Origin of the sequence: Exiguobacterium sp. s16 (assembly GCF_018618115.1) — a bacterium.
GTDB lineage: Bacteria > Bacillota > Bacilli > Exiguobacteriales > Exiguobacteriaceae > Exiguobacterium > Exiguobacterium mexicanum_A.
Genome location: NZ_JACSLM010000002.1, coordinates 291,140 through 314,506, shown reverse-complemented (window position 1 = coordinate 314,506; position 23,367 = coordinate 291,140). Strand labels below are relative to the sequence as shown.

The window sequence follows — 23,367 nt, the reverse complement described above, 5'->3', positions numbered from 1 at the left end:
AGACTTCTCAAACGAGAATGAACATTGTATAATGAACTCGGTTACCTGTTAGTTAAGCGTTTTCATTTCGATTATGGAGGAATCATTCATGCAAGAAATCCTATTGTCATTGCTCGCTGGTCTCATTTGTGGCATGATTTTCACGGCCTTGAAGTTGCCGCTCCCTGCCCCGCCGGTCTTACCGGGCGTCATCGGCATCTTCGGTGTGTTTCTTGGGATGAAAGTATATCAATTCGCACTCGCGAACTGGCCCTTTTAATTCAAAAAACGAAGCCCGCGGGCTTCGTTTTTTTTATAGATTATAATGTCTCGCTTTGTGACACGTCGGGCAGAGCCACGTGCCGCTCCCTGCTTCGAGATGATACTCCATCAAACGAATGCCGGTCGGCCCGAAACGGTTCATGTCATCCCCGCACGCTTCACAGATGGCCGTCGGGGCGAGCTGTGACACTGCCTGCTCTTCGGTCAAGTGGGCAGTGAACGTCTCCCGGGTCCACTTGGCAGACGGGACGCGGTACCCTTGCTCCCATTTGGTACGGATGACGGCGTCCGTGTCTTCCTCGTACATACCTGATTGAAGCAACGGATGATGGAAATCAAGACCGACCACGTCGACGAGGCTATACGCCTTCGCCTCTGGTACCGCCTCCGTCCGCCAATAGCGGTCGGCCGGGCGCTTGGTCATCTCGACGAGCATGACTTCGACTTCAGCCACGATACCGTATCCGAGAATCTCAATCCAAGCTGTCCCCTCTTCGAGCCGGCCTTCCACATAGAACGGGCTCGCTTCCTGAAAGTAGATCGGGAGCGCTGACCAGACATCATACTCGTTCGGATCGATTCGGATGATGTTCATCTTACTGGTGCGCGAGCGTGAACTGTTCGCGCCATTCGGCATCGAATCGGTTCGCCCGGAACATCTCGATCTCTTGTTTGTATGGTGCCACTTTCGTCTTCTCACTGATCGGGATATACGGCGTCTCCAAAATTTTTGGCAAGTGGGTGAACGCCTCGTGGTGGATGATCCGGTTCAACGTGTCGAAGCCGATTTCGCCATAGCCGATATTCTCGTGACGATCTTTTTTCGCGCCGCGCACGTTCTTCGAATCGTTGACGTGGATGACGCCGAGACGGTCCAGTCCGACGATTTGGTCGAACTGTTCAATGACACCGTCCAAATCGCCGACGAGGTCATAACCCGCGTCATGAACGTGACATGTGTCGAAACAGACCGAGAGCCGGTCGTTGTGTGTCACCCCGTCGATGATCGTTGCCAGTTCTTCGAACGTCTTGCCGAGTTCGCTGCCTTTTCCAGCCATCGTCTCAAGTGCGATTTTCACGGTCTCGTCACCGGTGAGCACCTCGTTCAAGCCTTCGATGATGCGGGCCAAGCCGACGTCTTCCCCTGCACCGACATGCGCGCCCGGGTGAAGGACGACGTGACGTGCGACTTGGAGGGCTTCGGCCCGTTTGATTTCGGCGGCCAAAAACGAGACGGCGAGTTCGAACGTCTCCGGTTTCGTCGTGTTGCCCAAGTTGATGATATAAGGGGCATGGACGACGATCTCATCGATGTCGTGCGCCGCCATATGGGCGAGCGCCGCCTCGATATTCAAATCCTCGATTGGCTTGCGCCGTGTGTTTTGGGGCGCACCCGTATATACCATCATCGTGTTAGCGCCGTATGAGACGGCTTCTTCACTGCCAGCGAGCAACATTTTCTTACCGGATACAGAAACGTGGGAACCAATTTTTAACATAGTCATTTCTCCTTCATTCTCATCTGTCCTTAGTGTACACAAAAAGAAGAATCGACTCCACGAAGTCGATTCTTCTTTTGCTTAGCGTCGGTTCTTTTTACGAACTTCGCGACGTTCCTTACGTTGGCTCTGCATATGCTCACGTGAGGCCGTCTCTTTCAATTTATACTTGAACTTCTTCTTGTAACCAGGTTTGACCTTTTTCTTCGCCTTCTTGATTTCGCCCGCCATCCGGCTGTGCGCCGTTTGCGAGACTTTCATCTTCCGGTCGGTCGTGCGGCGTTTGCGTGTCTTGATCTCTTGAAGCGATCCGTTCTTCAAATCGACGTGCTTGAACGTGAATCCACGCTCTTCGAGTCGATTGATTGGACCGTTCTCGTGATCTTCATACAGCGTGTACGCTTCGCCAGTCTCACCAGCGCGGCCCGTCCGGCCGACACGGTGCGTATAGAAGTCGAGGTCTTTCGGAATGCCGAAGTTGATGATGTGCGACACACCTTTAATATCGATGCCGCGCGCCGCCAAGTCGGTAGCAATCACGAACTGATATTTCGCGTCGTTGATGTCTTTGATCGCTTGCTTCCGGCGACGGGCTTGCATGTCCCCATGAAGCGTGCCGACGTTGAGTCCCGCCTCGCGGAACGACGTCTCCAACTCATCCGCATCTTGTTTCGTGTTCGTGAACACGAGACAGACGAACGGGTTGATTGCTTTTGCGATGTCGACCGTCAATGCCTTGCGGTCCCGGTGACGGACCGGGATGACGTGATGCTTGATTTTCGGAACGACGCGGTGCTCTTCACTCGCTTCCGCGTAACGCGGGTCATGCAAATATTTCTTCAAGAACGGTTGTAGCTTCTCAGGAATCGTCGCTGAGAAGACCATCGTTTGAAGTTTCTCTGGCAACGCCTGCGCGATGCGGTCGACTTCAGGCAAGAAGCCCATGTCGAGCATTTGGTCGGCTTCATCGACGACGAAATGCGTGACTTTGTGCGGGAATAACGCTTGGACTTTCATCAAGTCGAGTAGACGACCTGGTGTCCCGATGATCAGTTGTGGTGGGTTTTTCATCTTGTCGATTTGTCGTTCCCGGTCAGTTCCTCCGACAATCAGACTTGTTTTAATGTAGTCCGGCTGTTTGACGAGGAGTGTTTTCAACTCTTCGTGAATCTGCCAAGCGAGTTCGCGCGTCGGTGCGACGACGATGGCTTGGACCGATTCTTCTTTCGGATCGATTGCTTCTAAAATAGGTAAGAGGAACGCAAGCGTCTTCCCCGTCCCGGTTTGTGATTTCCCAATGATATCGCGGCCATTCATCGCAGCCGGAATAATCCGGGCTTGAATGTCCGTCGGTACTGTGATGCGCTTTTCTGTCAAGGCATCGACGATAAACGGTAACAATTTGAACTGTTGGAAGCTGTTCAATCGATACACCTCCTGTTTCTTTCCACTTTTCCTAGCATAGCGGAATCTAATCATTTGTCAATTAATCTTTTGCGAGCCCTTCGTACAAATAGCTCGACGAATAGTAGTGTGACGCAATTTTCTTGCCGTTCAAATGATGTTCGAGCGCCTTGAATCCGACCTCGATCATTTCGTTCGGTGATTGGACGACGGTCGCATCGACTTTCCCGCTATGAATCAGCGGATAAATGCCGGTCACACCGTCGACCGATACGAGCGTTTTGTCACTGAGGCCATGGCTTTCGAGGGCCCGGACGACACCGAACGTATTGTCATCATTGTGAGAAAAGACGGCATCGAACGGAATACCGGCATCGAGCCACCGAGACATCTCTATCTCGGCTTGGAACGTGTCGTAATTACCCGTGATCGAGGCGACGACTTGCAGGTTGTCGTTGGCCTTGTCATATTCCGTCAACCCGAGGCTCCGATCGATCGTCGAACGGACTTTGGCGGTCCCTCTCACTTCGACGACACGAATCGGACGGTCGAGCCCGGCGTGTTGGGCGGCGATATGGTTCGCTGCCATCCGGCCGATCTCGACGTTATCGGACATGACCGACGTCAAGACGCTGTCATGGTCGATCATCCGATCGATGGCGATAATCGGAATACCCTCCCGTTCGGCCCGTTCGAGCGATGGCCGGATGAATGCTTCATCGAGCGTCGTCACGAAAATCGCTTCGACCCCGCGGTCGATCAGCGCGTCCAATTTTTCTTTCTCCAGGACACGGGAATCCTCACTCGTCGTCGGGACAGGGATAAAACCTTTTTGATTCGCCGTCCGGACGAACGCGGCCAACAGTTTATTGGCATGCTCATGCTTTTCACTGACGAATACGAAACCGACTTCATTATTTTCTCTCGCCCGTTCCGGTAATTGGATTGACGTAATCAATAGAATCGATAGCGCCCAGACGATCGGCAGCCAAAGCCAGTAATGTTTGAACCCTTTCGTCATGGGTGCGACCGCCTTGGGATTTTAATCATCATGGCCGTACCTTCTCCTTCAACACTTTCAATTTCCATGTGACCGTTCACGGCTTTCAAGTATTCCCGAATCATGTAGAGCCCTAAGCCGTTGCCGTTCTCTTTCGTTGTATAAAACGCGGACCCGACCGACTTGACTTGAGATTTGGTCATCCCGATCCCATTGTCTTCGATCAAGAAGCGGTAGTCCCGTTCCGTGAATTGAATCGTGACCGTCACGACGCCGTCGGCACCTTTCGTATCGACGGCCTCGACCGCGTTTTTGAACAAGTTATAGATGATTTGGACGAGCATGTCGTTCGAACAGTAAAACGGCGGCATGTCGTTCGGGACGTTCAACTCCCAGTTCGTGACCCGCTTATAGCATTCGGCGTCGAGCAAGAATTCGAGACGTTTCGCAAACTCGGTCATGTCGAGCCACTCTTCTTGTAGCTTCGCCTGGTCGGGCTTCGCGAGCGTGAGCATCGTCGTGATCAAATGGTTGGCCCGATCAAGTTCTGAAAGCGCGAGATCGAGCATGTCGCTGCTACTGTGCCCTTCTTTCACCATCTGCAACGTGATTTGGACCGGCGTGAGCGGATTGCGAATCTCGTGGGCAATCCCTGCCGCGAGCTGTCCGAGCGAGGCGAGCTTCTCTTGCTGCAACAATAGTTGCTGTTGACTGAGCTGTTCGCGTCGGGCCGTCTCCATGCGGCGGGAATAATCGTTGTACGTATCGAGCAGCGTCTCGACTTCTTTGGAGCCGGTCCGTTCGAGTTGGATCGGTTCGAGCGACTGTTGTTTCTTGATGTTTTGCACAAGTTCAAGCAGCGGACTTGTCAACGTCTTCGACAACAGTAGACCGACCATGATACTCAAGAAGAATGTCACGAGCGTAATCATCAAGTATTGCCAACGCGTCGCATACACCGCTTCGTAGACCGAATCGGTACTATGCTTTGCAAGGACGCTCCATCCGTTGACACGCGCATCGGGCTCAAACATGAGGACATCGTCTTTCGTACTGAACACCGAACGGACGTCGTAGGCGTCCGTCGCTTCGATGATGGACCGGGACAAACGCCGTTCTGCGTCCGTGACGAGATTGAACGAGGTCGACAATACTTCGCCCCGTTCATTCAACAAGTAGAGAATCATGTCATCATTCGCCGATTCAAGCATCCGACGATATAAATCTGAATTGAGCACGCTGATACTACCGCCGAACATCCCGACCATCCGGTTGTCTTCAAGCACCGGTACGTATAAATACGTCCCGACGTCACCCGAGATCGAAATCGGGTCACTCATAAACAAGTCGTTCCTGCCGCCGGTGAGCACCTCTTTAAATTTCGGATCACTCTTGAGCGTCAGCGCCGGTACTTGGCGTTGCGAGTACCACGTGAACGCATCGCCTTCTAAATCGTAATAAAAAATCGAGGTGAAGCTCGTCCGCTGATTCAAATAACCGGTGCGGATCCGCTCTTCGATATACGTCTCATTCCCGACGTAAGCACCGAGATAGACCAAGTCTTCGTATAGTTTACCGAGCCGCGTCTCCAGGTTTTCAATACTCCCGTCAATCGCGTAGTCGAATTGTTCTTTCGCCAGTTCTTCCGCGCGGGACACCGTCACACGGTCGGCAGAGAAGGCTAATGAAGAGATGACAAGTCCTAGTATAATGAAGATAATAAATGTAATCTGAAAGAAGTACGATTTTCGAACTTCAAGCAATGTTCTTAGGCGTTCCACGGTGTCCCTCCTTTCTAACCTTAAAATTATAGCATGAATACACGGAAATCTTTTCGTATTTTCGAAACAATGTTAGACTAATACGTATGAAAGCATCGCGAAAGGAGCGTTCCTTACAAAATGAAAGTTAAAAAAATTAGTCCACGCGGATATTGCTACGGCGTCGTCGATGCCATGAAGCTCGCCAACGAAGCTGTGGCCAACCCAGATTTACCGCGTCCTATCCATATACTTGGCATGATTGTCCATAACCGTCATGTCACCCAAGCATTCGAGGAACTCGGCGTCAAGACGGTCGACGGTGAGGATCGAATGAAAGCACTCGAGACAATTGATCGTGGAACGGTCGTCTTTACCGCCCACGGCATCTCGCCGCTCGTGCGTAAGCGTGCCATTGAGAAAGGCTTGACGATTGTCGATGCCTCGTGCCCGGATGTACTGGTCACCCACGATTTGATTCGCGAAAAGACGGCTGTCGGTTATGAAGTCATCTACATCGGCAAGCATGGCCACCCGGAACCGGAAGGCGCGATGGGCGTCGCTCCAGGAAAAGTTCATCTCGTCCAATACGAGAGTGACTTCGAGGCGCTCCCGGCTCACCTGTATGATGCAAAAATTCTCGTCACGAACCAGACGACGATGAGCCAATGGGACGTCTCGGCCTTGATTGAGATGATTCAAGAACGGTATCCTCATGTCGAGGTCCACAACGAGATCTGTAACGCGACCCAAGTCCGGCAAGAAGCTGTCGCTGAACAAGCCGGTGACTGTGAACTATTGATCGTCGTCGGTGACCCGAAGTCGAACAACTCGAACCGTTTAGCCCAGGTCTCGAAAGAGATTGCAGGCACGAACGCCTACCGCATCGGCGACTTGAGCGAACTCGACCTGGCTTGGCTCGAAGGTGTCGAAACGGTCGCCGTCACGTCAGGCGCGTCGACCCCGACACCAATCACAAAAAAAGTCATCGACTTCTTGACCCAATATGACCCGCTCGATTTGAGCACGCACGATAAGACGCCATATCTTGAACTGCGCAGCATTCTTCCGAAAGTGAAGGCGCTCCGTAAATGACATGAACCCCCGTCCTCTCCCGAGGACGGGGGTTTTTCGTTTAATCATCAGTAGAAGCGGAACGGGTTTGTATCGGCTTCCGAAACAAACAATTCGACATCGAGTTTCGCACGTTCACACTTCTCGCGCATCACGTCGACGACGCCTTGCTTCATCACGCTCTCCACGTGATGACCCGGGTCGACGACAGAAAGTCCGAGCGCCATTGCATCGTGGGCCACATGGAAGTACAGGTCGCCCGTCACATACGCATCCGCACCTTTGAAATGGGCTGCCGATACGTATTTATTCCCGTCCCCGCCGAGCACCGCCACTTTCTCGATGATCCGGTTCGGATCGCCGACGACACGGACGGCTTCGACGTCAAAGCTCGTCTTGACGTGTTCTGCGAACGCGGCGAGTGTGAGAGGCACCTCGAGACGTCCGATACGACCAAGGCCGAACACGGGCCCGTCAATGTCGTCACGAATCAAATCGTAGGCCACCTCTTCGTATGGATGCGCGTCCGTCATCGCCTTAAGCACTCTTTTCTTTTGGCTCTCCGTGACAATCGTCTCGATTTTCACTTCTTCGACACGCTCCGTCTTGCCATGCTGACCGAGGTACGGGTCGGACCCGGCAAGCGGAGTAAACTGCCCTTCTCCTGAAACAGTGAACTGGCAGTCCCCATAATCCCCAATTCGGCCGGCGCCGGCACGTCCTAGCGCATCCGAGACGGCGGTCCGATGGGTCACCGGAACGAAGACGGACAGCTTATACACCGGTTCTTCATACGTCGGAATGAGTACCGTCGGGTCGACGAGTCCAAGTGCCTGACTCATCCAATCGTTGACCCCGCCCTGACAGACGTCCAAGTTCGTATGGGCGACATAGACGGCAATGTCATGCCGAATGCATTTCATAACGATCCGGCCAGCGGCACTGCGATCGTTCACTTGCGCAAGCGCGCTGAAAATGGGTGGGTGATGGGCGATAATCAAATCGACGTCTCGCTCGATCGCTTCATCGACGACCGATTCGAGCACGTCTAGCGTCACCATGACTCGTCGTACCGGTTTATTCAACGTACCGATTTGAAGACCAATTTTATCGCCCTCGACCGCGAGATGTTTCGGGGCGAACTCCTCAAACAATTGAATGACATGATTTCCGTTCGCCATCAGTTGCTCACCTCTCTCATTTTGTCACGCAGCGTCTTGAACTCCTCCTGTTTGCGGATGAGCGCTTCGGTTTGGGCACCTGCCGCCATCTGACCGAGCACGTAATCGAGCTTGTCCGCCTCGCGGCCCCATTTCATTTTGAACGCCTCTGGGCGTGTCGTGAGCAAGTACGGTCCGAACATGAGCTGCCACGCGCGTTCTGTGTCATCTAGGCTATAGCACGTCTCCGTGCCACGTTCGCCGACGAGAATCTCGTATACTTTGTCATTCTCTTCAACGATTGATTCCGCGACTAGGACGAATCCTGCGTCGAGCAACCATTCGCGGACGTATTGCCCGTCCACGTTCGGTTGCAGGACGAGCCGTTCGACCGCTCCTAACTTGTCACGGCCGCTCTCTAAAATCGACCGAATCAAACTTCCGCCCATCCCGCAAATCGAGATGCATGTCGCCTCATCTGCTTCGAGGACGGCGAGCCCGTCACCGAGACGGACGTCGATGTTTTCGGTCGCCCCGATGAGCTCGACTTGAGCTTTGGCCGCTTCCATCGGTCCACGGTTCACTTCGCCTGCGATGGCGCGGTCGACGATGCCTTGCTGAACGAGATAGCATGGCACGTAGGCGTGGTCAGAGCCGATGTCCGCCACTACACTGCCTTTCGGAATGAAATCGACGACTTGCTTCAGCCGCCGGTCTAACGTCACTTGTTCTTGCATAGGGACAACTCCTTTTTCTACTTCTTCACTATTAGGGTAACGAATATTTATATCCAGGACAATAAAAAACGTACCCCAGAAGGAGTACGTTTCACCCTTATTGTTCGAGCAACCAAGTCGCGAGTACGTCTGCTTCTTCGGCAGTCGCGAGACCAGCTGGCATTGCACCTTTACCGTTGACGATGATGTTTGTGATCTCTTCCGCCGATAAACGTTCGCCGACGCCTGTCAACGCAGGACCGACGCCACCTTCGAGATTTCCACCGTGGCAACCTGTGCAGCCTTTCGCCGCATACAAGTCTTCCGGGTTCATCTCAGTGACCGACGGACCTTCAGCAGCCTGCTGAGCTTGGTTCACGCCAAAATACGATAATGAGACCATGGCAATGATTGCGACGATCGCGATCGCTGCAAACGGTAACAATGGATTACGCATTGTATTTCCCCCTCATGTTCATTCCAAATTTCTACCCATCACTATTTTACTCAAAAAATAATAAAGAAGGAAGGAAAATCACTCATTTTCCTTCCTTTCTTCTAAAACTTCACATTTTATTCAAAAACACAATTAATCAAGGAAGTCTTTCAAGCGTTTCGAACGGCTCGGGTGACGGAGCTTCCGGAGCGCCTTCGCCTCGATTTGACGAATCCGCTCGCGGGTGACGCCGAACACTTTCCCGACTTCTTCGAGCGTGCGCGTACGGCCATCATCGAGACCGAAACGGAGACGGAGCACGTTTTCTTCGCGGTCCGTGAGCGTGTCGAGCACGTCTTCGAGCTGTTCTTTGAGTAGCTCATAGGCAGCGGCGTCTTGCGGTGCCATCGCATCTTGGTCTTCGATGAAGTCGCCGAGGTGCGAATCATCCTCTTCCCCGATCGGTGTCTCGAGCGAGACAGGCTCTTGGGCGATTTTCAAGATCTCACGCACTTTTTCAGGTGTGAGTTCCATCTCTTTGGCGATTTCTTCAGGTGCCGGTTCGCGCCCGAGGTCTTGCAACAGTTGACGTTGAACACGAATCAACTTGTTGATCGTCTCGACCATGTGGACCGGGATCCGGATTGTCCGAGCTTGGTCGGCGATGGCGCGGGTGATAGCTTGACGAATCCACCACGTCGCGTACGTCGAGAACTTGAACCCTTTCATGTAGTCGAACTTCTCGACGGCTTTAATGAGGCCCATGTTTCCTTCTTGAATCAAGTCAAGGAAGAGCATACCGCGCCCGACATAACGTTTCGCGATCGAGACGACGAGACGGAGGTTGGCTTCGGCAAGACGTTTCTTCGCCTCTTCGTCCCCTTGTTCAATCCGTTTCGCGAGTTCGGTCTCATCTTTCGCACTGAGGAGATCGACGCGGCCGATCTCTTTCAAATACATGCGGACCGGGTCGTTGATCTTAATACCTGGCGGGACGGACAAGTCGTTCAAATCGACCTCTTCGTCCTCTTTTTTGGTTGGTGTTTCTTCGGCATCGGCCGCATCTTCTGTGACGCGGATATCTTTACCTTCTAAGTCTTCAATGAAGTTATCGATAAAGTCCGAATCCACCTCGAAATGGCTGAGGCGATCTTGGATTGCTTGCATGGATACGACGCCTTTTTTCTTACCTAATTTCTCGAGTTCGTCTATGGCGTTAAATAAATCCTCTTTTTTCTTCTCTGCCATCTAGCAGTTCAACTCCTTCCAAACTTCCTTCACGTTCATCGTTCACGAAGACGACGACTCCGGGTAATCAATTCTTGTAACTTGGATGCCTGGTCTACTATACTTTCGGCATCTTGTCCGATTTCCCTTTTCGCTCGTTCGATTTGACGCTGTTCCTCATAACTGTTTATGACCTTAATGTATTCATCTAAAACCTCTTCGGTCAGTTCGTCCGGTGCGGACATGAGCCGAATCTCGGCATACCGATTCGCATAGTCCGGACGTTGGTCACAATAGCGCTCCATGAACGGGGGCGCCACTTGTTCGAATTCTTCATGCGTCATGTCCTCCGAGACGATCTCATAGAGGGCCGTCGCCAGCATGCGATGCACTTCGTCCTGATAGGCTAGCCCGAGGCGGTCCCTGACGAAGCGGACCCGCTCCGGACCACTCAGCATGGCCCGAAGTAACAGCTTTTCGGCTTTGACATAACGCGGTTCATTCGTCTTAGATGAACGCCGGCGAACCGGTTCAGCTTCCGGCACTCGTTGGGGTGCGATTTCTTTCGGTCTTGTCGAGGGCATCCGTGACAACAATGTCTCGACTGGAATCTCAAATTCGTCGGCCAGCTTTCTCACATATAAATCACGTCGAATCGAATTGTCCGTTTTACTGATTTCCACAAGCATAGATTCAATAAATCGAATCCGTTCTCCTTCTCGATTCATGTTTTTCCCACGCCGTAGCGTCCGGTTCATGAAGTCGAGGACGGATAAACGCTCCGATTCGACAAGTCTGTGCCACTGCTCCGCCCCGTTCGTCCGAATATAATCATCCGGGTCGGTCTTCTCAGGTAACATCAGCACCTGGACATCGAGCGGGTAGCCCTCGAGCAAGCGGACGACTTTCATCGTCGCTTCTTGTCCGGCCGTATCACCGTCATAACAGATGATCACTTCTTCGACCATGCGAGCTAACGCACGGGCATGCTGCGTCGAAAACGCCGTCCCGAGCGACGCGACGACTTCCTTCGTCCCAGCTTGCGCGACTTGCAAGACGTCGACGTTCCCTTCCACGAGCACGACCCGTTTTTGCTTTCGCATCGTGGCCCGTGCCTGTGAAAAGCCGAAGAGGAGTTCGCTCTTGTTGAACAAGGGCGTATCCGCCGTGTTGACGTACTTTGGCTGTCGCTCATCGATCGCCCGTCCGCTAAATCCGACGATGGTGCCGTCTCGATCCGCAATCGGAAAGACGACTCTGCCTTCAAACCGGTCAAAATATTCACCGGACCTCGACTTAGAAATCAACCCCGCCTCCACCATGACCTCGAGGTCGAAACCTCTTCGTTCCAGTGAATCAACGGTAAAACGGCGATGATCAGGCGCATACCCGATCTTATACTGTCCGATCGTCGTCTCCTGTAGACCGCGCGCTTGCAAATACGTCAATCCGACTTCGCCCGCTTCGGTCTTCATCAACACTTCATGATACAAATCCGCCACGACACGATGGGCATCGCGCATCTGTTTACGAATGACTTGGTCTCGTGACAACTCCTCATCGCCAGACACCCCGCCCTCGATGGCGATGTTCGCCCGCGTCGCGAGACGTTCAATCGTCTCAGGGAACGACAAACCTTCTGTCTCCATGACGAACGTAAATACGTTCCCGCCGGCTCCACATCCAAAACAATGGTACATCCCTTTTTCCGGGGACACGGAGAACGATGGACTGTTCTCCGAGTGGAACGGACAGAGACCGACGAGGCGATGGCCTTGCTTCTTCAATTCAACGCGTTCACTGATTAAATCAACGATATCTGTGGCTTGTTTCACTTCCGCAATGACTTCATCCGGTATTCGCGGCAACTCGACCACTCCCTATCCAAACTCGCAACGAAACGGAACGCTCACCACGTTCCGTTTCACTGTAATGTCAGTACTCTATTATACCGTTAACACCAGTCGATTACTAATCCGAGTACTCAATCGTCTTTCGATTGGTCGAGCATCCGTAAAATGATGCCTGCCGTCTCTTCGACGGCTTTGTTCGTCACGTCGATGACCTCGCAACCGATTCGTTCGTAAATCCCTCGGGCATACTCGAGTTCACGATTGATGCGTTCGAGTTGGGCGTAGTCGGCCTCCGGTTTCAAACCGAGCGACTTCAACCGTTCCATCCGAATCGAAATCAACTTATCCGGCGAGATGATCAACCCGACGCACTTGTCAGGCGGCAAATCGAACAGTTCTTCCGGCGGGCGTGATTCCGGCACGAGCGGTACGTTGGCGACCTTATACCGCTTCAACGCCAAATATTGTGAGAGCGGCGTCTTGGATGTGCGTGATACGCCGACGAGGACGATATCAGCTTTTTTCAAGCCTCTTGGGTCACGTCCGTCGTCGTACTTGACCGCGAACTCCATCGCTTCGATTTTCCGGAAGTAATCCTCATCGAGACGATAGATGAGTCCCGGTTTCTCGCGCGGACTCTCTCCGAGTTGACCGGCGAGCACGTCGAGTAAGTCGCCGAGCAAGTCGACCGTCTTCACGTCATGCTCTCGTCCGAGTTGAACGAGGAGGGCCCGATGCTCTTCGTTGACCAACGTGAAGGCGATGACTGCTCCTTGGGCACGCGCTTGTGTCACGACATCGTGAATCGTCTGTTCATCTTCCACGAACGGAATTCTAAGCGTCTCAATCGCATTCTCGTGGAACTGGATGCTCGCGGCGCGGACGACGAGTTCACATGTCTCCCCGACCGAATCGCTCACGACAAATACGAGTTGTTTTTGTGTCAGTGTCAAACCAGATTCCTCCTCAGAACGACTCATCGTTGGCGAGTGCGATCAATACTTTCGTCATGTTCGTCTTCGTCATGCGACCGAGCACGATCAGCTTGCCGTCTTTCTCTTCGACGACTGGCATGGCATCGATTTGTTTCTCGATCAGCTTCATCCCGGCCCGAATCAACGTCTCACTCTTCTCGCACACCGTGATGTTCGGCATGCGGGTCATGATGACGTTGACCGGCAATTGATCCAAGTCTTGATTGCCGATGGCGGCCCGAAGTAAGTCTTTACGTGACAAGACACCGACGAGCTCGTTGTCCTTGCCGACGACGAACAGCGAACCGACGTCTTCTAAAAACAAGGTCACGACGGCGTCATACACCGTCATCTCGTCACTGACGACTTTCGCGGACGACATGAAGTCGCCGACCGTCAATGAATCCAATTTTTCCCGAAGCAGGGATGAGTTTCGTTTGCCGACGAACGTGTAGCCGACACGTGGCCGGGCTTCTAGTATTCCAGTCATCGTCAAGATGGCCAGGTCCGGGCGGAGCGTGGCGCGAGTGAGCGACAGCTCTTGCGCGATCTGCTCACCCGTGATCGGTCCGTTGACCCTGACGATCTCAACGATCTTCTGTTGGCGTTCATTCAGCTGCATAGCCAACCCCCTCAAGTTTGGTCAGAGTACGAGCGCGCTAAAGTCGGCGACGCTCTCGATCGTCATGGCGAGTCGTTTCATCTCGCGCAGACGGTTCTCGCGAATCGCTTCAACGTCGCTCATGACCATTGTATTTTCGAAATAAGCGCTAATCGGTTGTTCCAATACGCGCAATGACGCGATCGCTTGATGATAATCCCCATCCTCGACGGCTCGCTCCGTTTCCGGTAGCGTCGCTTCGATGGCGACATGGAGTTCGTTCTCTTCTTTGTTTTCGAACAATGCCGGATCGACCTCTCCAGCCTCACCTTTCTTGGCGATATTGACGACACGCGTCAATTGCTCAATGAGTAGTTTCGCATCGTTTGCGAGCATGGCTTGAACCGCGTCCGCTCGGGCATCGAGCCGGTTGATGGCGAGCTCTGTCGTCAATACGGCGTCGATGACGTCATAACGGACTTGCCGTTCTTGGAGACGATACTTCAGGCGAAGCATGAAGAAGTCTTTTAGTTGCGCCTTGACTTGTTCTTTATCGGCATCATAAAGTCCTGCCTGAAGTTGCGAATCGACAACTTGTGAAAGTAATTTGTCGAGTGGGAGCACAATCTTCCAATCCGCTAGAATTTGGACGACCCCTTGGGCTTGACGACGAAGCGCGAACGGGTCTTGCGAACCGCTCGGAATCATGCCGATTCCGAAGAATGCAGCGATCGAATCCAATTTATCGGCTAGTGCGAGAACCGCACCCGTTGGCGTCGATGGTGACGCGTCGCCCGCAAAGCGTGGCATATAGTGTTCACGGATGGCCGCGGCCACTTCTTTGTCCTCACCTTGTTGGAGCGCATACTTCTCACCCATCACCCCTTGGAGTTCTGTGAACTCATACACCATTTGGCTGACGAGGTCGAACTTATGGATGGCACCAGCCCGGGCGACTTTGGCTGCATCCGCATTGAACAATGGCGCCAGCGTTCCGGCGAGTTGTTCTACGCGACGGACCTTGTCTCCCGTCGTGCCCAACTTCTCATGGAAGACGATGCGGTCGAGACGGACGAGTTGATCGTCAATCTTCGTCTTTTGGTCTTCCTCATAGAAGAAGACGGCGTCTGCCAAGCGGGCCCGGATGACCTTCTCGTTCCCTTTGGCCACGTTTTGAAGATGGTCTGCGTTCCCGTTACGGACGGTCACGAAATAGTTTTTAAGCGTTTCACCGATATAGACCGGGAAATAGCGTTGGTGCTCTTTCATCGTCGTGATCAATACTTCTTCCGGAAGTTCGAGATAGCTTGCATCGAATTCACCGAACAGCGCAGTCGGCCATTCGACGAGGTTCGTCACTTCCTCGAGCAATGAGGCGTCGAGCGGAACCGTCCACCCTTGTTCTGAAGCCAACTCGTCGATTTGACGCTCAATGCGGGCCTTACGGTCTTCATATGACGCGACGACGAATTCGCGTTCGAGCGTCTCGGCGTAGCCGGCCGGCTCGGCGATCGTGACGTCACCTTTACTCAAGAAGCGGTGACCACGTGTCACGTTTCCTGTCTTTACGCCTTCGATTTCAAAATCAATTTGCTCGGCACCGAACAACGCGACGAGCCAACGAATCGGACGCATGTAGCGGAGACTGCTCGTGCCCCACTTCATGTTTTTCGGGAACGTCATACCACGGACGACGTCTTCGAGTGCCGGAAGCAGCGTGCTCGTCGCCTGACCTGACTCGTGACGGTCTGCGAACACGTACTCGACACCTTTCTCTTCAGCGAAGTACAAGTCGTCGACCGAGAGACCACGGCCACGGGCAAACCCAGCGGCTGCTTTCGACCAGTTTCCTTCAGCGTCTTGAGCGATCTTTTTCGCCGGTCCGCGAAGCGTCTCCGTCAAGTCTTGTTGCTTCTCTTCGACGTCTTTGACAAGAACGGCGAGACGGCGCGGTGTTGAATAGACGGTCAATGTCCCGAACTGGACACGGGCGTCCGTCAAGAAGGCGGTCACACGCTCTGCCAATTGTTTCTCCGAACGGAGGACGTATTGCGCTGGTAATTCTTCAAGTCCGATTTCTAATAAAAGGTCACGCATCAAGGGCACCTGCTTTCTCTTGGTTCAAAAGTGGGAAACCGAGACGTTCCCGCTCTTCGATAAATTTGGCAGCACACGCACGGGACATGTTGCGGACACGTTGGATGAAACCGGTCCGTTCCGTCACCGAGATGGCGCCTTTCGCATCGAGTAGGTTGAACGTATGCGAACATTTGAGGATATAGTCGTAAGCCGGGAAGACGAGGTTCTCATCAAGGGCACGCTTCGCTTCTTTTTCGTACGTATCGAACAACTTGAACAACATGTCGACGTCTGAAAGTTCGAACGTATATTTTGAGTGTTCATACTCGGGCTGGTAGAAGATGTCCCCATATTTGAATCCGTCCGTCCAGACGAGGTCAAACACGCTCTCGACTTCTTGGATGTACGACGCGAGACGTTCGAGACCGTATGTGATCTCGACGGCGATCGGGTCACACTCGATGCCACCGACTTGTTGGAAATACGTGAACTGGGTGATCTCCATCCCGTTCAACCAAACTTCCCAACCTAGTCCAGCCGCGCCGAACGTCGGGTTTTCCCAGTTGTCTTCGACGAAACGGATATCGTGCTCGAGTGGGTTGATTCCGATCAACTCTAAACTTTCTAAGTAAAGCTCTTGGATGTTGCTCGGTGACGGCTTCATGATGACTTGGAACTGATGATGCTGATACAAACGGTTCGGGTTTTCACCGTACCGTCCATCCGCCGGACGACGTGATGGCTCCGTGTAACAGACGTTCCACGGCTCTGGTCCGAGACTCCGTAAGAACGTCATCGGGTTCATCGTACCGGCCCCTTTCTCAACGTCATACGCTTGCATTGTCAAGCAGCCTTTCGACGCCCAGAAATTTTGTAACGTCAAAATAATTTCTTGCACGGTCATGTGCTTCATATGTGACACCTCCAAAAGTATTGAAACGACAAAAAACGCCCCTATGTGCCATGCACATAGGGACGGGATTACCCGCGGTTCCACCCTACTTGCCTCGAGATGAGGCCACTCTTTGGATTGTGGGCGCTCCGGAATTGCCATTCACTTCCCCCTAGCGTTCGGCTCCCACCTCCCCGAACTCGCTGTACCCATGGCGTAAAAGCTACTCGTTTCCTTCATTGCGCACGCTATTTCATTTGTCTAATCGTAGATTATGGTATCGAATCTTGTCGAAAAAGTCAATCATCGTTCAAGTAAAGGCGCTGCATTTGATCGAGGACACGTTTCGTCTTCAGCCGCAAGCCGCTGTATGATTCCATATAGGCGTCGAACAGCTGCCTGAGCAGAATCCGCGTCTCTTTTGTGAGCGGGACGTTACTGAATTCGGACAGCTCGTGTCGGCTCATCAAATAGAGGAGCTTCGCTAGACGTTCGCTCATGCGGGCCGACCCTTCTTCTTGGTGACGCGAGCAAAGAAAACCACCGGCCGCCACTGAAAAATACATCGGGTCGGTCACATCGTTGCAACGGATGCACCCGGTCAAAACGGGTGCGACCCCGAGCAAGTGCAAAATGCGCAGTTCAAAGTGGTGCGTGATCACATCCGGGTCCATCCCTGAATTGAGCGCCTGCAGGGCGTCGTTCAAGATGCGATAGAGCGGGCGGTTCGGCACCCGGTCCTCGACGGTGCGGTCGACGAGCTCGAGCCAGTACATGGCGTACGCCATGCGCTCGACGTCTTTCCGGATTTCCGGATAAGACGTGATCACATCCGACGACTTCAGTTGACCGAGGCCACGGCTCGCCGGGAAAATATACACCGCCTCGACGAAAGGCTGGCTCGACGCATGCAGGCGACTGCCCGGCTTTTTCGCACCGCGCGCCATGACGGCGACTTTCCCGAGTTCTTCGGTGAACAACGTAACGACTTTGTTCGACTCCCCGTAATTGACCGTCCGAATGACGATTCCCGTGACCTTTTGCAACATGGCTTAATACTCGTCGTCGCGGAAACCGAGGTCGCGGAGTTGGCCCATCTTGTTACGCCAATCTTTTTGTACTTTCACCCATAGGTTCAAATACACTTTTGTCCCGAGGAGCGCCTCGATGTCGTGGCGTGCTTCTGTCCCGATTTCGCGGAGCATCGCACCTTTTTTGCCGATGACGATTCCTTTTTGCGAATCACGCTCGACCATGATCACGGCCTCGACATCAATCATTTCCGAGTTTTCCCGTTTCTTGATCGATTCAATGGCGACCGCGATTGAGTGCGGCACTTCATCACGCGTCTTATGGAGCACTTTCTCGCGAATCAATTCAGAGATGATGAACCGTTCCGGGTGGTCGGTCACTTGGTCGGCCGGGTAATACATCGGTCCTTCCGGGAGCAACTTTTTTATTTCTTTAAGGAGCGGTTCGACGTTATTGCCTTGAAGTGCCGAGATCGGGACGTACGCCGCGAAATCGAGTTGGTTCGTATACTGCTCGATGACAGCCGGAATCTCGTCCGGATGAATCAAATCGATTTTGTTCATGACGAGGATGATTGGCGTATCGAGCCCTTTTAACTTCTCGATGATGAACTCATCGCCGGCGCCGCGCGGTTCCGTGACGTTGACCATGAAGAGGATCGCATCGACTTCACGGAGTGCGTTCGTCGCGACTTTCATCATGAAATCGCCGAGACGGTGTTTCGGCTTATGAATCCCTGGCGTGTCGATAAAGATGATTTGCGAATCATCCGCCGTATATACACCTTGGACCTTGTTGCGCGTCGTCTGCGGCTTGTCTGACATGATGGCAATCTTTTGTCCGATGACCCGGTTCAAGAACGTCGATTTTCCGACGTTCGGACGACCGATGATGGACACAAACCCTGATTTAAAATCTTCTTGATACATAGTGCACCTGCTTTCTAAATTTCCAATACGTTCAATCATATAACGAATTTGTCGATTACATAAGGGCCAAAAATGAAAAGTGCCGTGATGGCGGCCCCGATGGCGGCAACGAGCACTGATCCGGCTGCGACATCTTTCGCTTGCTTCGCTAACGGTTTGATGTCTTTCGTGACGAGGTCGACCGTGCGTTCGACCGCCGTGTTCATCAGCTCGAGCGCGATGACGAGTACAACCCAACCGAACAGAATCAAGTTCTCGAGTTTCGTCGTTGGGAGCCACCAGGCAAATACGACGACGAGCAGGCTCGATGCGAGATGAATCAGCATGTTGCGTTCGGTCCGCACTGCGTGCACGATGCCGTGCACGGCGAACCAGAACGGTTTCACACTTCGCCTCGTTTCAGCTCGAAGTGAGCGAGCACTTGTTCTTGGCGCGCCGTCATCTCCGCTTCTTCCTCAGGCGTCATGTGATCATAGCCGAGGAGATGTAAGAAGCCATGAATGGCCAAAAATCCGAGTTCTCGTTCGAATGAGTGGCCATAGTCGGCCGCCTGTTCGCGGCAACGCTCGACCGAGATGAGTAAATCGCCAAGGAGACGAGGCTCGTCTTCATCGAGCATGAAATCCATCTCTTCTTCGCCCATCTCGTCAAAAGCAAAACTGATCACGTCGGTCGGCGCATCTTTCCCGCGCCATTCCCGATTGATTGCTTGAATCTCGTCGTTCGTCAAAAAGGTGACCGACAGTTCGCTCGGTTCTTCAATGTCCTCTTCGAGCGCTGCGTGCATCAAAATAGATTCGACGAGCTCGACTTGAGCATCGGTCAACAACCCGTGCTCATCGTTCGAAATGATTTGCATGTAATTCGCCTTCTTTCTTCAGTTCTGGGTACTCGATCCGTTCATGGAACAGGCCGGTCAACGTCTCACACGCGCTCTCCCCGACCCGCCATACTTCTTTCGTCGTCAACTCGCAGTCTTCGAACTGTCCGTCTTGCAACTTGTCACGGATGATCGCGCTGACGAGCTGCCGGATCCGTTCTGGTGTCGGCTGCTTCTGTGACCTTACCGCCGCCTCAATCGAATCGACGATCATGACGACCGCCGCCTCGCGCGTCTGCGGTTTCGGTCCCGGGTAACGGAAGCGCGACTCAGTGACATCTCGTGTCTCTTTCGCTTTCACATAAAAGAACTTCAACAATGACGTGCCGTGATGTTGCTCGGCGATATCGATGATTTCTTTCGGTAGCTTGTAGCGGCGCAACAGATCAGCACCGTCATACGGATGGGCCATGATGATGTCGGCCGATTCTTCCGGCGTGAGCCGGTCGTGCGGGTTGACGCCGCTCTGTTGGTTCTCGATGAAGTGGAGCGGCCGCTCGGTCTTCCCAAGATCATGGTAATAACTAGCGACCCGGGCGAGCAGTCCGTCGGCGCCGATCGCCTCGCAAGCCGATTCAGCCAGGTTGGCGACCATCATGCTGTGATGATACGTACCCGGTGCCTCCATCAACAATTTCCGCAACAGCGGGTGCGTCGGGCTCATCAATTCGATTAAGCGACCCGATGATAAGACGCCGAACCACGGCTCGAGAAACGGCAGGAATCCGAACGTGAGCACGATTGATAACAGGGCACTCGTGATCGCGAAGCCTGACAGATATGCGACCATCTCCCATGTCACTACCGTGTTACGCAGGAACAAGAGCGCGAGCACCATAATGATGTTGATGATGCCGAGCAAGACACCTGACAAGAATAACCGTTTCCGCTGAATCTTCGGTTCGACGAGGAAGACAGCCAGGAAACTACCGGTCGCAAAATAGACGACCGTCATGAAGCTCGTGTTTTGCCCGAAACTCGCCACGATCGATCCGGCGATCATCGTAATGAGTGCCGAGGCGAGCGCGACCCGTTCATCGACAAGGATACGGAGCAAGAGGACAACGAACGCCGTCGGTGCGAGCACGTATGCGTACGTCGTAAACTCGATGCCGATATAGCCGACCCCGAAAAAGATGCCGAGTTGAAGCAGTAACAACCCGTACACGGTAATCAAAATTTTAGGACGAAGCAACAACTGTTGAATCTTCGACCGGATCAACATGAACAGAAATCCGGTCGTCAACAGTCCGCTCAGTAAGTAAGCCCCGAACAGCGGTGCGAACGAACGGTTCGGGTCGATCGCACCGGTCAATTCGAGCTTCCGATAAATCTCACGTGTCACGACCTCGCCTTGATTGACGAGCAATTGTCCTTCTTGGATGATGACCGGCTCGACCGCGTCGAGCGCCTGCTGTTCTTTCTCGCGCGTCGCCTCAGAGTCGAACACGTAGTTCGGGACGATCAATTGATCGCTCAGGCTGTTGGCGATGGCCCGGAACTCGAGTGAGAGCGGGGATTGGTCGACGAGCGTCTCGGCCCGGTCTCTCGCTTCTGAAATCGACTGTGAGCTCGTCTCGATGCGGTTGCCCATTACTTCTTGGAGCGCCGTCACGGTGACGTCTTCGACCGTTCGACGCGTGTTCTCACTCGCCTCGAGCAATAGATTCAACTCGTCGTCACCGAGAAAGCCATTCACTTCGGTCGAGTTCAACCGGTTCTTAATATCCGAGAGTTCGGTCTCTTCTTCCGTCTCCTCGAACGCCGCGAACAATTGCTCGACTTTGGCGATTTGTTGATCGGCAAACTCGCGTCGGAGTGAAAATTGACTACCGACGCCATTGACGGCTTCTTGTTGCAACCGTTCCGTCGCCGTTCGGTCCTCGACCGTGATGGGCGAGCGGATATCCTGTTCGGCAATCCCGAGCGGTTCGACGCTAATAATCGATGGGCGCACCGTAAAATAGAGAATCGCGCCTAGAATGAGAAAAAAGAGGACGGAGATTGTCGCGACCGTCCAATGACGTGCTTGCTGCATCAGTGCCCCCCCTTTTTGTTATGTGAGTTCGGTACTATAAGCGTTAATAATTTTCTTGACGAGCGGATGTCGAACGACATCGGACGACGTGAAGTGTTCGAAATGAATCCCTTCGACTCGCTCGAGCAGGTGTAACGCCTCTTGAAGACCTGACGCCTTCCCTTTAGGTAAATCCACTTGCGTCAAGTCGCCGGTGACGACCATTTTCGACCCGAAACCGAGTCGCGTCAAGAACATTTTCATCTGCTCTTTCGTCGTGTTCTGCGCCTCATCTAAAATGACGAACGCATCTTCAAGCGTGCGTCCTCGCATATAGGCGAGCGGGGCGACTTCGATTGTGCCACGTTCGAGCAACCGATTCGTCTGCTCGACGCCATAGACGTCAAACAAGGCGTCATAGAGCGGACGTAAGTATGGATCGACTTTCTCTTTCAAGTCGCCTGGCAAGAAACCCAAATTTTCCCCTGCTTCGACGGCTGGACGCGTCAAAATAATACGTTTGACTTGTCCTTCTTTCAATGCCCGTGCTGCCAAAACAACGGCCAGATAGGTCTTTCCGGTCCCAGCCGGCCCGATTCCGAAGACAAGATCGCGTTTTTCAATGGCACGAACGTAGCGGCTTTGTCCGACTGTCTTCGCCCGGATCGGTTTGCCTTTGTTCGTCGTGAAGACGACCCGCTCATAATGCTCGAGCAGTTCATCGCCTTTGCCGACCTTGATATGTTGAATCACGCTGATGGCATCACTCTCGTTCAAGCGAGCCCCTTTTTTGACAAGCTGTTGTAGCGTCTTGATGACGGTTTTCGTCAATTCAAGTGTGTCAGCAGTATCGGCCTGAATGATCAATTCTTCTCCACGAGGAGTGAGTGCGACCGCGAGTTCTGCCTCGATAGCGTGAAAGACCTCGTCTTTCGGCCCGAGGAGTGCCTGTGCTTCGTTCGCATGTTCCATGACGAACGGTATCTTATCAGTCATAATCAATGGTTGTTTCTCCTCCCCATCAGTAGATTGTTCCTTCTTTACTTTAGCACTATCAAGCCGTTCGTGAAAGAAAGACCGTCCGTTTTGGCCACAAAAAGAAGCAGTGACTCAATGTCACTGCTTCAGGCTTAGCGACGGCGTTTCGACACCGGCGGCTGCAAAATTTCACTCCAAACGACAGCTTGCCGAACTTGCTTCATCGACATGCGCGGTTGCGGTTGCGGCCGCGACTCGGTTGCCTCCGAAATCGGCGGAATCTTGACCGTCTGTTCGAACTGCGCACTCACGTGCGGTAATTCTTCCCGCCGGCGCGGCGGCTGAGACTCTCTTGATTCAGCTGGGGCAGCGACACGACGACGCAGTTTTTGCGGCGTCGGTTTTTCCTTGCCATCGCGCGGCTCGTCAAATGTCGCCTCGACTTCTTTCATCATGTCACCGACCGTATCGAGATAGCGTTTCAAATCCGTACTCGGCGGCCGTTCTCCAGTAGAAGATGATTTCTCCATCCGCTTCATGACCGCCGAAGCGATCCCGAATGCGGCGAGGAGTAGTACCCAAAGTCCATCCATCC

23 protein-coding genes are annotated in these 23,367 nt (G+C 53.2%); 2 read left to right on the top strand and 21 right to left on the bottom strand.

The window, feature by feature from the left end; translation table 11 throughout:
• Positions 1-88 precede the first annotated feature (88 nt).
• Entirely contained in the window at positions 89-259 is a 171-nt protein-coding gene (locus tag KNP86_RS05070; protein WP_021065708.1) for a DUF1427 family protein, read from the top strand.
• Between the two features lie 33 nt (positions 260-292).
• Here KNP86_RS05070 and KNP86_RS05065 read toward each other — a convergent pair whose 3' ends face one another.
• The 5 genes from KNP86_RS05065 to KNP86_RS05045 form a co-directional block, all read right to left on the bottom strand.
• A complete protein-coding gene (locus KNP86_RS05065) occupies positions 293-898 on the bottom strand; it encodes a hypothetical protein (RefSeq protein ID WP_235420206.1) in 606 nt (201 codons plus the stop codon).
• Positions 858-1,760, bottom strand: coding sequence for a deoxyribonuclease IV (locus tag KNP86_RS05060; protein ID WP_034778080.1), 903 nt, complete (start codon positions 1,758-1,760; stop codon positions 858-860). Before KNP86_RS05060 ends, KNP86_RS05065 begins: the two co-directional genes overlap by 41 nt.
• An 81-nt stretch (positions 1,761-1,841) precedes the next feature.
• Positions 1,842-3,194 carry a DEAD/DEAH box helicase gene (locus KNP86_RS05055; RefSeq protein ID WP_330857571.1) on the bottom strand — a complete coding sequence of 451 codons (1,353 nt, stop codon included), beginning with the start codon at positions 3,192-3,194 and terminating at the stop codon, positions 1,842-1,844.
• A 52-nt stretch (positions 3,195-3,246) separates the two neighbouring features.
• Positions 3,247-4,185, bottom strand: coding sequence for a sugar ABC transporter substrate-binding protein (locus tag KNP86_RS05050; protein WP_034778085.1), 939 nt, complete (start codon positions 4,183-4,185; stop codon positions 3,247-3,249).
• The gene (locus tag KNP86_RS05045; RefSeq protein WP_214753096.1) at positions 4,182-5,945 is read right to left on the bottom strand and encodes an ATP-binding protein; all 1,764 of its coding nucleotides are present in this window, start codon (positions 5,943-5,945) and stop codon (positions 4,182-4,184) included. Before KNP86_RS05045 ends, KNP86_RS05050 begins: the two co-directional genes overlap by 4 nt.
• A gap of 120 nt (positions 5,946-6,065) precedes the next feature.
• Between KNP86_RS05045 and KNP86_RS05040 the strand changes: the two genes are divergently transcribed.
• Positions 6,066-7,019: a 4-hydroxy-3-methylbut-2-enyl diphosphate reductase gene (locus KNP86_RS05040; RefSeq protein WP_214753094.1), complete on the top strand. Its 954-nt coding sequence runs from the start codon at positions 6,066-6,068 to the stop codon at positions 7,017-7,019.
• Between the two features lie 47 nt (positions 7,020-7,066).
• Here KNP86_RS05040 and KNP86_RS05035 read toward each other — a convergent pair whose 3' ends face one another.
• From KNP86_RS05035 to KNP86_RS04960, 16 genes are all read right to left on the bottom strand, one after another.
• Entirely contained in the window at positions 7,067-8,179 is a 1,113-nt protein-coding gene (locus tag KNP86_RS05035) for a Nif3-like dinuclear metal center hexameric protein (RefSeq protein ID WP_214753093.1), read from the bottom strand.
• A complete protein-coding gene (locus tag KNP86_RS05030; protein ID WP_214753091.1) occupies positions 8,179-8,895 on the bottom strand; it encodes a tRNA (adenine(22)-N(1))-methyltransferase in 717 nt (238 codons plus the stop codon). Before KNP86_RS05030 ends, KNP86_RS05035 begins: the two co-directional genes overlap by 1 nt.
• 97 nt (positions 8,896-8,992) lie before the next feature.
• Positions 8,993-9,331 carry a cytochrome c550 gene (cccA, locus tag KNP86_RS05025; protein WP_021065699.1) on the bottom strand — a complete coding sequence of 113 codons (339 nt, stop codon included), beginning with the start codon at positions 9,329-9,331 and terminating at the stop codon, positions 8,993-8,995.
• A 132-nt stretch (positions 9,332-9,463) separates the two neighbouring features.
• The gene (gene rpoD, locus KNP86_RS05020) at positions 9,464-10,558 is read right to left on the bottom strand and encodes an RNA polymerase sigma factor RpoD (RefSeq protein WP_034778096.1); all 1,095 of its coding nucleotides are present in this window, start codon (positions 10,556-10,558) and stop codon (positions 9,464-9,466) included.
• Positions 10,559-10,593: 35 nt separating this feature from the next.
• Positions 10,594-12,414, bottom strand: a complete 1,821-nt coding sequence (gene dnaG, locus KNP86_RS05015; protein ID WP_233004389.1) for a DNA primase — start codon at positions 12,412-12,414, stop codon at positions 10,594-10,596.
• 107 nt (positions 12,415-12,521) lie between these two features.
• Positions 12,522-13,370, bottom strand: coding sequence for a pyruvate, water dikinase regulatory protein (locus KNP86_RS05010; protein ID WP_214711413.1), 849 nt, complete (start codon positions 13,368-13,370; stop codon positions 12,522-12,524).
• Complete coding sequence (gene ccpN / locus KNP86_RS05005) at positions 13,357-13,986, bottom strand: transcriptional regulator CcpN (protein ID WP_034778102.1); 630 nt, start codon at positions 13,984-13,986, stop codon at positions 13,357-13,359. The genes KNP86_RS05010 and ccpN overlap by 14 nt, the downstream gene beginning before the upstream one ends.
• A 21-nt stretch (positions 13,987-14,007) precedes the next feature.
• The gene (gene glyS, locus KNP86_RS05000) at positions 14,008-16,062 is read right to left on the bottom strand and encodes a glycine--tRNA ligase subunit beta (RefSeq protein ID WP_214753089.1); all 2,055 of its coding nucleotides are present in this window, start codon (positions 16,060-16,062) and stop codon (positions 14,008-14,010) included.
• On the bottom strand, positions 16,055-16,948 hold the full coding sequence (glyQ, locus tag KNP86_RS04995; protein WP_483298407.1) for a glycine--tRNA ligase subunit alpha: 894 nt from the start codon (positions 16,946-16,948) through the stop codon (positions 16,055-16,057). The genes glyS and glyQ overlap by 8 nt, the downstream gene beginning before the upstream one ends.
• Before the next feature lie 287 nt (positions 16,949-17,235).
• Positions 17,236-17,985, bottom strand: a complete 750-nt coding sequence (recO, locus tag KNP86_RS04990; RefSeq protein ID WP_214753085.1) for a DNA repair protein RecO — start codon at positions 17,983-17,985, stop codon at positions 17,236-17,238.
• Positions 17,986-17,988: 3 nt separating this feature from the next.
• The gene (gene era, locus KNP86_RS04985; RefSeq protein ID WP_214753083.1) at positions 17,989-18,897 is read right to left on the bottom strand and encodes a GTPase Era; all 909 of its coding nucleotides are present in this window, start codon (positions 18,895-18,897) and stop codon (positions 17,989-17,991) included.
• A gap of 35 nt (positions 18,898-18,932) precedes the next feature.
• Positions 18,933-19,283, bottom strand: a complete 351-nt coding sequence (locus KNP86_RS04980) for a diacylglycerol kinase family protein (RefSeq protein WP_034778113.1) — start codon at positions 19,281-19,283, stop codon at positions 18,933-18,935.
• On the bottom strand, positions 19,280-19,756 hold the full coding sequence (gene ybeY, locus KNP86_RS04975) for an rRNA maturation RNase YbeY (protein ID WP_034778115.1): 477 nt from the start codon (positions 19,754-19,756) through the stop codon (positions 19,280-19,282). The genes KNP86_RS04980 and ybeY overlap by 4 nt, the downstream gene beginning before the upstream one ends.
• The gene (locus tag KNP86_RS04970; protein ID WP_138859226.1) at positions 19,734-21,815 is read right to left on the bottom strand and encodes an HD family phosphohydrolase; all 2,082 of its coding nucleotides are present in this window, start codon (positions 21,813-21,815) and stop codon (positions 19,734-19,736) included. The genes ybeY and KNP86_RS04970 overlap by 23 nt, the downstream gene beginning before the upstream one ends.
• A gap of 18 nt (positions 21,816-21,833) precedes the next feature.
• Positions 21,834-22,790, bottom strand: a complete 957-nt coding sequence (locus KNP86_RS04965) for a PhoH family protein (protein ID WP_034779973.1) — start codon at positions 22,788-22,790, stop codon at positions 21,834-21,836.
• Between the two features lie 134 nt (positions 22,791-22,924).
• Positions 22,925-23,365, bottom strand: a complete 441-nt coding sequence (locus KNP86_RS04960; protein ID WP_214706245.1) for a hypothetical protein — start codon at positions 23,363-23,365, stop codon at positions 22,925-22,927.
• Positions 23,366-23,367: the final 2 nt, after the last annotated feature.